The organism is Komagataeibacter sp. NFXK3 (assembly GCF_054182245.1).
The window spans coordinates 38,378-50,110 of the sequence record NZ_JAPIVJ010000004.1 but is presented as its reverse complement, the minus strand read 5'-3'; the positions used below and the strand labels follow the sequence as shown (position 1 = coordinate 50,110).

General features: G+C 66.2%; 10 protein-coding genes. 8 read left to right on the top strand and 2 right to left on the bottom strand.

The window, feature by feature from the left end:
• Positions 1-4: 4 nt before the first annotated feature.
• The 5 genes from OQZ28_RS05820 to serS all read left to right on the top strand — a co-directional run bounded on the left by OQZ28_RS05820 (position 5) and on the right by serS (position 4,291).
• A complete protein-coding gene (locus OQZ28_RS05820) occupies positions 5-865 on the top strand; it encodes a segregation and condensation protein A (protein ID WP_458135456.1) in 861 nt (286 codons plus the stop codon).
• Entirely contained in the window at positions 865-1,566 is a 702-nt protein-coding gene (gene scpB / locus OQZ28_RS05815) for an SMC-Scp complex subunit ScpB (RefSeq protein ID WP_458135455.1), read from the top strand. The genes OQZ28_RS05820 and scpB overlap by 1 nt, the downstream gene beginning before the upstream one ends.
• Positions 1,567-1,645: 79 nt before the next feature.
• Positions 1,646-2,209 carry a Sec-independent protein translocase protein TatB gene (gene tatB / locus OQZ28_RS05810; protein WP_458135454.1) on the top strand — a complete coding sequence of 188 codons (564 nt, stop codon included), beginning with the start codon at positions 1,646-1,648 and terminating at the stop codon, positions 2,207-2,209.
• Positions 2,210-2,216: 7 nt separating this feature from the next.
• The gene (gene tatC, locus OQZ28_RS05805; RefSeq protein WP_458135453.1) at positions 2,217-3,026 is read left to right on the top strand and encodes a twin-arginine translocase subunit TatC; all 810 of its coding nucleotides are present in this window, start codon (positions 2,217-2,219) and stop codon (positions 3,024-3,026) included.
• Positions 3,026-4,291: a serine--tRNA ligase gene (gene serS / locus OQZ28_RS05800; protein WP_130730123.1), complete on the top strand. Its 1,266-nt coding sequence runs from the start codon at positions 3,026-3,028 to the stop codon at positions 4,289-4,291. Before tatC ends, serS begins: the two co-directional genes overlap by 1 nt.
• Before the next feature lie 97 nt (positions 4,292-4,388).
• Here the strand turns inward: serS and OQZ28_RS05795 are convergent, their stop codons facing one another.
• On the bottom strand, positions 4,389-6,857 hold the full coding sequence (locus OQZ28_RS05795) for a helicase-related protein (protein ID WP_458135452.1): 2,469 nt from the start codon (positions 6,855-6,857) through the stop codon (positions 4,389-4,391).
• Positions 6,858-7,150: 293 nt separating this feature from the next.
• On the opposite strand from OQZ28_RS05795, the gene OQZ28_RS05790 reads away from it, so the two are divergent.
• Both OQZ28_RS05790 and gorA read left to right on the top strand, forming a co-directional pair.
• Positions 7,151-8,029 carry a ferredoxin--NADP reductase gene (locus tag OQZ28_RS05790; protein WP_308720048.1) on the top strand — a complete coding sequence of 293 codons (879 nt, stop codon included), beginning with the start codon at positions 7,151-7,153 and terminating at the stop codon, positions 8,027-8,029.
• 128 nt (positions 8,030-8,157) lie between these two features.
• Positions 8,158-9,558 carry a glutathione-disulfide reductase gene (gene gorA, locus OQZ28_RS05785; RefSeq protein ID WP_130730120.1) on the top strand — a complete coding sequence of 467 codons (1,401 nt, stop codon included), beginning with the start codon at positions 8,158-8,160 and terminating at the stop codon, positions 9,556-9,558.
• Between the two features lie 100 nt (positions 9,559-9,658).
• Here the strand turns inward: gorA and OQZ28_RS05780 are convergent, their stop codons facing one another.
• A complete protein-coding gene (locus OQZ28_RS05780; protein ID WP_110566743.1) occupies positions 9,659-10,003 on the bottom strand; it encodes a hypothetical protein in 345 nt (114 codons plus the stop codon).
• Positions 10,004-10,312: 309 nt separating this feature from the next.
• Between OQZ28_RS05780 and OQZ28_RS05775 the strand changes: the two genes are divergently transcribed.
• Positions 10,313-11,716 (top strand): class II 3-deoxy-7-phosphoheptulonate synthase, encoded by a 1,404-nt coding sequence (locus OQZ28_RS05775; RefSeq protein ID WP_130730119.1) that lies wholly within the window; start codon positions 10,313-10,315, stop codon positions 11,714-11,716.
• Positions 11,717-11,733 lie beyond the last annotated feature (17 nt).

The window sequence follows — 11,733 nt, the reverse complement described above, 5'->3', positions numbered from 1 at the left end:
TTCCATGACCCAGCCAGAGGAGGCAGGGTGGGCGGCTGGCACGCCCGCCCCCATGGCTGAAGGGCAGCCGACCTCGCCCATCGTGCATCTTGACGGGTTTGACGGGCCGATGGACCTGCTGCTTGAACTCGCCCGGGCGCAGAAGGTGGATCTGTGGCGCATTTCCATCCTGCAGCTTGTCGAGCAGTTCCTGGCGGTGGTCCGCGCCATTCCCGCCGTGCGGCTGGAGCAGGCGGCGGACTGGCTGGTCATGGCGGCATGGCTGGCATGGCTCAAGTCGCGCCTGCTGCTGCCCGAGGATGATGGCGCGGACACCGATGCCGAGGATGCGGCAGTCCTCCTGCACGAGCGCCTGCTCGAGCTTGAGCGCATGATGCAGCTTGGGCGGTGGCTTGGCGCGCGCGACCAGCTTGGCCATGAGGTGTTTGAACGCGGGCAGCCCGAAAGCCTCGTGGCCATCGACCGCTCGGGGCTGGCGGTGGATGTGCCGCAGCTCATGCGCGGTTACATGGCGGCCATGCGGCGGCGCGCGCGCAAGGCCACCTACCAGCCGCGCCCGCCACGGTTCTGGACCGTGCAGGACGCGCTGGCGCGGCTGCGGCGCATGCTGGGCACGCTCATGCCCGCGGGCTGGTGTGGGCTTGAGGCCTTCCTGCCCCCCGCCACGGCGGCGGACAGTGCCGGCCCCCAGGCCGAGACCGGCCGGAGGGCCGCCGTGGCGGGCACGCTGCTGGCCAGCCTGGAGATGGCGCGCAATGGCACGATCGAACTGCGGCAGGCGGAACAGTTTGGCCGCATCCTGCTGCGTGAGCGGATGGGGCAAGACCCCGCCGCCCCAATGCAACCTGAAGGGGAGAGGACCTGATGAACGACCCCGAGCAGCCTGACCTCATTGCGCCCGCGCCAGGGGCCATGGAAGACATTACGGTGCGGGACTTTTCGCTCCGCCTTGTCGAGGCGCTGATCTTCGCCCGGGCCGACCCGCTCAGTACCCGCGCCATTGCCGAGGTGCTCGGCGCGCAGGGCGGCATCCCGCATGATACCGCCGACCGCGATGCCTATGTGGCGGCAACGCTGGCCGCCCTTGGCGCGCAGTATGCCGGGCGCGGGGTGGAACTTGTGGAGGTGGCGGGGGGCTGGCAGTTCCGCACCGCTCCTGACCTTGCCCCGCGCCTGACCCGCGTCATGCCGCGCCCGCGCAGGCTGGCGCGCTCGACCATGGAAACGCTGGCCATCATCGCCTACCACCAGCCCTGCACGCGTGCCGAGATCGAGGACATTCGCGGCGTGAGCCTGAGCCAGCAGGTGCTCGACACCCTGCTCGAGGCCGAGCTCATCATGCCGCTGGGCCGCAAGGAAGTGCCGGGGCGGCCGATCCTGTGGGGCACGTCAAACGGCTTCCTGCGCCATTTTGGCCTCAAGGACCTGGGCGACCTGCCCCGGCGCGAGGAGCTGCTGGTGGATGTGCCCGATGCAGCTCCTGCGCCCGAACCGCCCGATGGCCTGCCCGTGACGGAGGGTAGGGATGATGCGCCGGATGAGGTTCCTGACGCGCCCGGGGCGTGATAGGTGTGCGGGGGCAGGATGATGGTGTACGGTCTTGCGCGGGCCGCAGGGAGCGGGCGCGGTAGGGAAGGAACGGCTGATGTTCGATTTCGCATGGTCTGAATTTGCCCTGATCGGGGTGGTGGGCCTGCTGCTGATCGGGCCGAAGGACATGCCCGTCGCCATCCGCACCGTAACCGGGCTGATCAAGAAGGCCCGCGGGCTAGCCACCGAGTTTCAGTCGCATGTGGATGAAATGGTGCGCGAGGCCGACCTGACCGAGGCCCGCGACCAGCTTGGCAAGCTCAAGCGCATGAACGTGCGCGACAAGATCATGAACGCGATTGACGGGGATGGCGCGCTGCGCCGCTCGCTTGATGATACGCATGAGGCCGCGCAGTCCGCTATGTCGGCAAGTGCGGCAATGCCTGCTGCATCGTCGCTGCCCGAGCAGGCCATCCCCTCGCGCCATTACATCCCCCCGCTTGTGGATGCCGGCCCTGCGGAGGTTGACGCACCCGATGCGCCCGATTTCCTGCCGCCGCGCACCGCCCGGCGCATCGCCGCCGAACTGCCGCGCCTTACCCCCCCCGCCTTCCTGCCGCCGGTGCGGGTCATTCATAATGGCCAGCGCGTTGGCGTGACCCATGCAGGGCAGGAATAGGAACACGATGGACGCCCAAGACGAAAACCCCAACCCGGACGCCATTGATGACCAGCCCATGCCGCTGCTCGAACACCTTGTTGAACTGCGGCGCAGGCTGCTGTGGTCGATGGTGTCGTTCGTGGCGTGCTTTGCGGTCTGCTACTACTATTCCGAGCAGATCTATTTCTTCCTCGCCAAGCCGCTTGGCGACATCATGCGCCAGAAGGGCGAGCAGCCGCACCTGATCTATACCGCGCTGTACGAGGCCTTCTTCACCTACATGAAGGTCGCCTTCTTTGGCGCGGCCTGCCTGTCGTTTCCCATGGTGGCGGTGCAGGCGTGGATCTTCATCGCACCCGGCCTGTACAAGAGCGAGAAGCGGGCTTTCGCGCCCTTCCTTGTCGCAACGCCCATCATGTTCGCGCTGGGGGCGGCGCTGGCCTACTACTTCATCTTCCCCGCCGCGTGGAAGTTCTTTCTGTCGTTCCAGACGGCGGACGGGCAGGACGGGCTGCAGATCGAACTCCAGGCCAAGGTGTCGGAATACCTGTCGCTGGTCATGAAGCTGATCCTGGCGTTCGGCATGGCGTTCGAGCTGCCGGTGGTGCTGACGCTGATGGCCCGCGTGGGGCTGGTCACATCAAAGGGACTGGCGAAGGTGCGGCGCTACGCCTATGTGGGCGCGTTCGTGGCCGCCGCCATCCTGACCCCGCCCGATGTCATTACCCAGACCGGCCTGGCCGTGCCGCTGATCGGGCTGTACGAAATTTCCATTTTCTGCGCCCGCCTTGTCGAGCCGCGCAGACCGCCTGAAGAAACCGAGGAGACCCCCTGATGCACGACCTGCGTGCCCTACGCGCCGACCCCGCAGGCTTTGATGCCGCCCTGAAACGGCGCGGGGCGCCCGCCGTGGCCGATGGCGTGCTGCTGCTGGACACGGAGCGCCGCGCCGCCGAGACCGAACTGCAGGAGCTTCAGGCCAGCCGCAAGAAGATCTCCAAGGAAATCGGGGGCCTGCGCAAATCCGGCGCGGATACCTCGGCGCTGGAAGAGCGCGTGGCCCACGGCAAGGCCCGGATGGAAGAACTCCAGACCCGCGTTGCCGAGCTCGATGGCCAGATCCGCGGCACGCTCGAGCGCCTGCCCAACCAGCTTGACGCCTCCGTGCCCGATGGGGCGGATGAAAGTGCCAACGTGGAAGTGCACCGCAACGGCGTGGTGCGCGAATTCAGCTTTACCCCGCGCGAGCATTTCGAGCTTGGCGAGGCGCTGGGCCTGATGGATTTCGAGACCGCCTCGCGCCTGTCGGGCGCGCGCTTCGTGGTGCTGCGCGGCGCACTGGCCCGCATGGAGCGTGCCCTTGGCCAGTTCATGCTCGACCTGCACACCACCGATAACGGCTATGAGGAAACCGCCGTGCCGGTGCTGGTCAATAACGAGGCCATGTACGGCACCGACAAGCTGCCCAAATTCGCGGACCAGTCCTTCCGCACCGAGGATGGCCGCTGGCTCATCCCCACCGCCGAGGTGCCGCTGACGGCCAGCGTCTCGGGCCAGATCCTGCCCGCCAATGTGCTGCCGCGTCGTCTGGTGGCCCTTTCCTCGTGCTTTCGCAGCGAGGCGGGGGCGGCGGGGCGCGATACGCGCGGCATGCTGCGCCAGCACCAGTTCCAGAAGGTGGAGATGGTCAGCATCACCACGCCCGAGGAGAGTGATGCCGAGCACGAGCGCATGACCCGGTGCGCGGAGATGGTGCTGGAGAAGCTGGGCATTCCCTATCGCCGCCTGCTGCTGTGCGCGGGTGACACAGGCTTTGGCGCGGCAAAAACTTTCGACCTCGAAGCCTGGCTGCCTGGCCAGAAGGCATGGCGCGAGATCTCGTCATGCTCCACCACGCGGGACTTCCAGGCCCGGCGCATGAATGCCCGCTATCGCGCGGCCGATGGCAAGCCTGCCTTCGTGCACACGCTCAACGGGTCCGGCCTTGCCGTGGGCCGCACCCTGATCGCGGTGATGGAAAACTACCAGAACGAGGATGGCAGCATCACCGTGCCGGAGGTGCTGCGACCCTATATGGGCGGAATTGAAGTCATCCGTTAAAAACAGGATAGAAGTTTCCGGGGGCCGCCTTTTTTCAAAAAGGCGGCGTTCTTCTGAAGCTTTTTGAAGAAAGCTTCACCAAAAACTTCTGTTCTGCTTACCGCCTCTTGCGGTGCGGGCGTTTGCCCTTGGGTGGCCCGCCATCGCGGTTGGCTCCCCTGCGGCCCGGTGGGTTGGCGCGGCTGTCGGGGCGGAAGGGGGAGGCGGACGTGGCCCGCGCGCGCACGCTCTGCTGGCGCAGCACGTCCTCGATCCAGTCATTGAGCCGTGCGGTGGTTTCCTCCGCGTCCTCGCGGTTGACGTAGGCCTCGGGGAAGCGCAGGGCCAGCCACCGCCATGCCACCAGCCGCTTGTGGCGCTTTTCGGCGCGTTCAAGTTCCGTGCGCTCGGCGCGTTCGGCAGGCGGCAGGCGGCCCGTGCCCGGTGGCGGCACGCTGTTGCCCGCGGCGTGGTCCGCCGCCCAGTGCACGAGGCGCTGGATGCCGTTGTCACGGTCATCAACCGGGCACATGGCATAGACCCAGCGCTGGGCCAGTGTCAGATCCGGCACGCCTTCGAGCGCTGTGGCGATGGCGAAGGCCTGCTCCATGTTGGCCAGCCGGTAATTGGGGTCATCGCGCCGCAGCACCGCACGGCGGATGCGCACCAGCACGCCGAACAGGCTGTCCGACCCGATCTCGGCAGCGACGGCCTGCACGATATCGGCATCAGGCTGCACCTGCGGGCGCATGTCCTCGATCGGCTGGGGGGGCGCTGCCAGCATGGCGTGGATGAAGGACGGGCTGCCCACGCCCTCCAGCACGGCCACGATTCCCTGCTCATGCTTGCCAAAGCGTCCGGCGCGGCCACCGATCTGCTTGACCTCCTGCGGGTTGAGGTCGCGGGTCTGGTTGCCGTCATATTTGCGCAGGGCTGCAAACACCACGCGGCGGATGGTCAGGTTGAGCCCCATGCCGATGGCGTCGGTCGCGATCAGGATATCGGCATCGCCATTATTGAAGCGCTGCGCCTCCGCCCGGCGCACCTCGGGGCTGAGCGCGCCATACACCACCGCCACCCGCTTGCCGTGGGCCAGCAGCAGGGCGCGCAGGTCGAGCACCTCGCGGCGCGAGAAGGCGATCAGCGCATCATGCTTCTGCAATTCAGGCAGGCTGACCGCGCGCTCGGCGGCGACCAGCGGGCTTTTGCGCTCAAGGCGGATTTCATCCACCGGGTCGCCGCACAGTTCGGCAATGCGCCGGACCATGGGGATGCAGTCCGGTGCGCCAAGAATGAACAGGTGCCGCGCGGGGGCGCCCATGATGGCCGCCGTCCACGCAGCGCCCCGGTCGGGGTCGGTGAGCATCTGGGCCTCGTCGATGATGGCGACATCGACAGGGTTGTTCAGCGGGCACATCTCCACGGTGGCGGCAAGATGGCGGCTGCCGGGCACGTCAATGCGTTCCTCGCCTGTGGCGAGCGAGGTCGGCACGCCGCGCGCGGTCAGCGACTCGCGAAACTCATGGGCCAGCAGCCGCAGTGGGGCCAGCGCCAGCCCGCTTTCGGCCCGCGCCAGCGCATCAAGCGCGGTGTGCGACTTGCCGCTATTGGTTGGCCCGGTCACCAGCGTGATGCGCCGGTTGAGCGCGCGCGCGGTGCGGAAGTGGGCTGCGTAGCGGTCAAGGGCAGCCACCTGCGCAATCACGGCATTGCCCACGCGCCTGTTGCCAAGGTCGGGGGCGAGGGGGGCGCGTTTATCGCTTTCCGGCCCTTCGCGCCGCCACTCAGGCAGGTTCTGGCGCAGGGCCATGAGTTCGGTGGGGTCGAACTCCCAGCGTTCCTGGCCGCCCGCCTGCGGCACGCGGCGGGCGACGGGCAGGCGGTTTTCCGCAATCCAGCGCAGGGCCTCGCGCTGCGAGCAGCGCAGCAGGCCGGGCACATCGCTGAAGGGCACGAGGCTCTTTTCCCAATCGCGCAGGCGCTGCACTTCCTCGCGCCGACGGGTCCGTGCGGTGTCTTCTATGCGGGCATCGCGGTCCTTGCGGCTGCTTTCCGCCGCATCGAGGCCTGCGGCAAAGGCGGCCGGGTCGGGCAGGGCGAACGCATCGGCCACGGCCAGGGCCAGGGTGTGCAGTTCACCGGGCGAGAGCATGCGCCCGGTGCCATCAAACAGGTCGGAGCGGATGTTCTCCACCGCCATTTGCGGGGTCTCGCCCTGGGCGCGCAGTTTTTCGTGCAGCACTGGGCTGAGGGCTGCGAGCAGGGTGGCGTCATCGGGTTCGGGGGTCTCGACCGTTCTGGCGGCAGCCTCCGTATCCGCGCGGGTGACCCAGACCTGGCCTGCCCGGCGGGTCAGGTCCATCAGGCGCGAGCCCCACGGCTTGCGGCGCACGGTGCACAATGCTGCGCGGAAGGTGGCGTCATCCACCCGGTCGGCGCCGGGGGCCAGCTTGCGGGCGATCACGCGCTCGAGCTTGGGGCGCTCGCGGGTTTCAACATGCAGGCCGGTGGCGGCGATGGCCGCATCAAGCGCCAGCGCGGCAGGGGCTGCGGTGGACGCGTCGCGATCGGAAAATTCTGAACTCATGCTTCCTATGTGCGTCATCCATGCGGCGGGGACAATGGACTCCGGCTTGCATCGGCATGGGAAATCATTGAATAGAAGCGCGCATTGTACATGTGTGACGTGACAGGCGCGCCCCGGAATGGGCCTCATGCGGCGAATTCTGCCACCCATGGTGCGTGATATGTTTGTTTTGTGCTGGAAATCCACGTTGTGGATGGCCTAAACATGCCCGCCTTAGCCATATCGTTGTGGGCGGCGCATGTTTCAGGAAATCCTGTGTCTGCGTCATATCCAGCCGGGAGAGTGATAACCAGATGTCCGATACGTTGATTATGCCAACCAGTGAGACCATGCTCACCGGCCTCGCCCCGGTCGAGGGGCAGCCCGGCGTGTTCCACCTTGCCGAACCCACCAAGGAATACGGCCACCTGAATGCCGAGACCGTGCTGTCCGTGCATCACTGGACCGACCGGCTGTTCACCTTCACCACCACGCGCGACCCCGCGCTGCGCTTCGAGAACGGCCAGTTCACGATGATCGGCATCGAGGTCGAGGGCAAGCCGCTGCTGCGCGCCTACAGCATTGCCAGCGCCAATTACGAGGACCACCTCGAATTCCTGTCCATCGCCGTGCCCGATGGCCCGCTGACATCGCGCCTGCGCCACGTCAAGGTGGGTGACAAGGTGCTGATCGGCCGCAAGCCCGTGGGCACGCTGCTGCTTGATAACCTGCGCCCGGGCCGCAACCTGTATTTCCTGTCCACCGGCACGGGGCTTGCGCCCTTCATGAGCCTGATCAAGGACCCGGAATGCTACGAGCGTTACGAGCACGTGATCCTGAGCCATACGGTGCGCATCTCGGGTGAGCTGGCCTATTCCAACCACATCCGCCACGAACTGCCCGAGCATGAATTCCTGGGCGAGGACGTTAAGGGCAAGCTGCTGTACTACCCGGCCGTGACCCGTGAGGAATTTGCCGTAACCGACCGCATCACCAAGCTGATCGAGACCGGCAAGATCTTCACCGACCTCAACATCCCCGCACTCGACCCCGAGCATGACCGCGTGATGATCTGCGGTTCGCCCGAGATGCTGGCCGATACCGAGAAGATGCTCCAGGAGCGTGGCTTCGACGAGGGCAACAACTCCCACCCCGGCGCCTATGTGGTGGAAAAAGCGTTCGCCGAGCGCTGATCCCGCCCACGCCCCCGGCCATTCACCATGGCCGGGGTTTTTTATTGGCCCCGCCGCGCGCATGGCGGGTCAGTGCCGGAAGGCGGCGTGCTGTGTCCCGTCCGGCCGAGACAGGATGCACAACCGGCATGAGTTATGATTTTGATCTGTTCGTTATTGGCGCGGGCTCCGGCGGCGTGCGCTGCGCGCGCGTGGCCGCCAGCCACGGGGCGAAGGTTGCCGTAGCCGAAAGCCGCCACTGGGGTGGCACCTGCGTCAATCTGGGCTGCGTGCCCAAGAAGCTGATGGTGCAGGCCAGCGACTATGGCGACTGGGTGGATGACAGCCACGGCTTTGGCTGGAACACGCAGCGCGGCCAAAATGACTGGGCCGCCCTGATCGCCGCCAAGGACCGTGAGATTGCCCGGCTGAACGGCATTTATGTCTCGATGCTGGAAAAGGCTAGTGTGGCCCTGTTCACCGGCCATGCCACCATCGAGGATGCGCATACCCTGCGCATCGATCCCTCGCCACTCGCCCCGCATGAGGCCCCGCGCCGCGTGACTGCCGCGCGCATTGTCATTGCGGTCGGCTCCACGCCCACCCTGCCCAAATTGCCGGGCGTGGAATATGCCATCTCGTCCGACCAGGCCTTCCACCTTGAAGAGCGCCCCGCCCGCGTGTGCCTGGTGGGGGGTGGTTATATTGGCGTGGAGTTCGCCGGTATCTTCCGTGGGTTGGGCTCATCGGTTGATCTGGTCTACCGCCAGAACCTGCCGCTGCGTGGTTTTGATGCCGACCTGCGCCACGCCCTGCATGATGCGATCGACCTGCGTGGCATCCGCCAGCACGTCGCGGCCTCGCCTACCGCCATTGAAAAACAGGCTGATGGCAGCTTTATCGTCAATCTTGATAACGGCACCCGCATCGAGACCGACTGCGTGTTCTTCGCCACCGGCCGCCACCCCAAGGTGACCGGGCTGGGGCTGACGCAGCTTGGCGTGGCGATGGAGGAGAACGGGCGCATCATCGTTGATGACAATAGCGAGACGACGGTGCCCGGCATTTACGCCATAGGCGACGTGACCAACCGCCTCAACCTGACCCCCGTGGCCATTGCCGAGGGCCATAACCTGGCCGACCGCCTGTTTGGCAAGGCGCCGCCGCGGCAGTGGTGCTACGCCACTACGCCCAAGGCGGTGTTCTTCACGCCCACGCTGTCCAGCGTTGGCCTGACCGAGGCGGAGGCCGCGAAGGAAGGGGATGTGGATGTGTATGTCAGCCGCTTCCGCCCCATGCGCAACACGCTGAGCGGGCGCGAGCAGCGCACGTTGATGAAGCTGGTGGTCGATCAGGCCAGCCAGGTGGTGGTCGGTGCCCACATGCTGGGCGATGATGCACCCGAGATCATGCAGGGGCTGGCCGTGGCCGTGACGGCCAGGCTGAAAAAGACCGACTGGGACCGCACGATCGGCATCCACCCCACGGCTGCGGAGGAATTCGTAACCATGCGCACCCGCACGCGGGTCACGCCGCGCAGCGCGGGTTAAAAATAATAAAAGTTTCCGGGTGCCGCCTTTTTTCAAAAAGGCGGCGTCTGGTGAAGCTTTTTGAGAAAAGCTTCACCAAAAACGTTTATCTGTATTCCGGTTAGCGCGGGGCCACCCAGCCATTGCCGGTGGAATCGCCAAGCTGCCCATCGCCGTTGATGCCGCTGCTCTGGTAGGCCGTGCCGAAGCGCGACAGGTCCGTGCCCGTGACCGAATCCCGATGCACATGCTCCAGATGGTCGGGGTCCGGGCCGTGGTTGAGTTCCATCGACGGCGCTTCCTCATAGCCGGGCGGCAGGTGGCCGCGCTGGCCGTGAACGGTCATCCGGTCCTGGTCGGAGCTGCTGGTGTCGTCCTGGCTGGCCGGCGCGGCCATGGCCGTCACGCTCAACAGGCACAGCCCGGCCGAGAGGGCGGTTATGAGTTTCCCACGTGAGGTGGCCATGATCCGTAATCCTTTTACCTGAGGGAGCAGCATGCCAAGGCTTTCTTGCCAAGGGAAGCAGGGCCGTGGCAGGCCAACCATGCCTCTTTTACATATGGGCCGCCCTGCCGCGCAATACGACCCCCAGAGGGCCGCGCGCAAGCCGGGTTGTGGCCGCCATGCAACATTTATGGGGCCTGGCTGGCCACCCATATCACAAAGCGCCGCGAACAGGCTTTGCCATATGCCGGTTTTTTCGACATAAAGGCGGCCCTTCCGCCCGTGGGCGGAAAGGAGTGTCTTGTATCAAGAGGAATTAGGATCCGACCCATGAGTGCGACGCACAGCCACAACAGTTCTTCCCGGCAGGCCTGGACGCCGGAGAGCTGGCGGTCGTTTCCCGCGCGGCAGATGCCGCGATACCCCGACGAGACAGCCCTGGGCGGCGTGGAAGCGCGCCTGCGCCGCTACCCGCCGCTGGTCTTCGCCGGTGAGGCCCGCCGCCTGCGCGCCCACCTGGCCAAGGCGGCCACGGGGCAGGCCTTCGTGCTGCAGGGCGGCGCGTGCGCCGAGAGCTTCAGCGAATTCACCGCCGATATCGTGCGCGACACCTTCCGCGTGCTGTTGCAGATGGCGGTGGTGCTGACCTTTGGCGCCAAGGTGCCGGTCATCAAGATCGGGCGCATGGCCGGCCAGTACGCCAAGCCGCGCTCATCGGATACCGAGACCAAGGACGGCGTGACCCTGCCATCCTATCGCGGCGACATCATCAACGGCTCCGACTTCACCGAGGCCGCGCGCATTCCCGACCCCAGGCGCATGGAAACCGGCTACTTCCAGTCGGTCGGCACCATGAACCTGCTGCGCGCCTTCGCCAGCGGCGGTTATGCCAACCTGCATGAGGTGCATCGCTGGAACCTCGGCTTTGTCGAGCGCTCGCCGCTGGCACAGCGTTATGGCGAACTGGCCGGGCGCATTGGCGAGACGCTGGACTTCATGGCGGCGTGCGGCCTGAACGCCACCACCACGCCCCAGATCGACGAGACCGAGTTCTACACCTCGCACGAGGCGCTGCTGCTGCCTTACGAGCAGGCGCTGACCCGCATCGATTCGACATCGGGCGAATGGTATGACTGCTCGGCCCATTTCGTATGGATCGGTGACCGCACCCGCCAGCCCGATGGCGCGCATGTCGAGTTCCTGCGCGGCGTGCGCAACCCCATCGGCATCAAGGTTGGCCCTTCCACCACCATCGGGGACCTCGAGCAGCTGCTCGACATTCTCAACCCCACCGATGAGGCCGGGCGCATCTCGCTCATCTCGCGCATGGGGGCAGGCAAGGTGCGCGACCACCTGCCGCCGCTGCTTGAGAAAGTGATGGCCACGGGCCGCACGGTCACGTGGCTGTGCGACCCCATGCACGGCAACACCAGCTCGACCTCGACGGGTGTGAAGACCCGCTCGTTCGATGCCATCCTCTCCGAGATCCATGGTTTCTTTGATGTGTTCGAGGCCGCGGGCGCCAGCCCCGGTGGCGTGCATTTTGAAATGACGGGCCAGAACGTGACCGAATGCATCGGTGGCGCCCATCGCCTGACGGAAGATGATCTGGGCGAGCGGTATGAAACCTTTTGCGATCCGCGCCTGAATGCGGAACAGTCGCTGGAGATGGCATTCCGTCTGGCCGAGGAACTGAAGACGCGGATGCACCGGATGGCTGGCGGGGCACGCTGACCCCGCCGGGAAGCGGG

Excerpts from the sequence above, each read along its gene's own strand:
- OQZ28_RS05820 (WP_458135456.1), top strand. The coding sequence starts at position 5 with ATGACCCAGCCAGAGGAGGCAGGGTGGGCGGCTGGCACGCCCGCCCCC.
- scpB (WP_458135455.1), top strand. The coding sequence starts at position 865 with ATGAACGACCCCGAGCAGCCTGACCTCATTGCGCCCGCGCCAGGGGCC.
- tatB (WP_458135454.1), top strand. The coding sequence starts at position 1,646 with ATGTTCGATTTCGCATGGTCTGAATTTGCCCTGATCGGGGTGGTGGGC.
- tatC (WP_458135453.1), top strand. The coding sequence starts at position 2,217 with ATGGACGCCCAAGACGAAAACCCCAACCCGGACGCCATTGATGACCAG.
- serS (WP_130730123.1), top strand. The coding sequence starts at position 3,026 with ATGCACGACCTGCGTGCCCTACGCGCCGACCCCGCAGGCTTTGATGCC.
- OQZ28_RS05795 (WP_458135452.1), bottom strand. The coding sequence starts at position 6,857 with ATGAGTTCAGAATTTTCCGATCGCGACGCGTCCACCGCAGCCCCTGCC.
- OQZ28_RS05790 (WP_308720048.1), top strand. The coding sequence starts at position 7,151 with ATGTCCGATACGTTGATTATGCCAACCAGTGAGACCATGCTCACCGGC.
- gorA (WP_130730120.1), top strand. The coding sequence starts at position 8,158 with ATGAGTTATGATTTTGATCTGTTCGTTATTGGCGCGGGCTCCGGCGGC.
- OQZ28_RS05780 (WP_110566743.1), bottom strand. The coding sequence starts at position 10,003 with ATGGCCACCTCACGTGGGAAACTCATAACCGCCCTCTCGGCCGGGCTG.
- OQZ28_RS05775 (WP_130730119.1), top strand. The coding sequence starts at position 10,313 with ATGAGTGCGACGCACAGCCACAACAGTTCTTCCCGGCAGGCCTGGACG.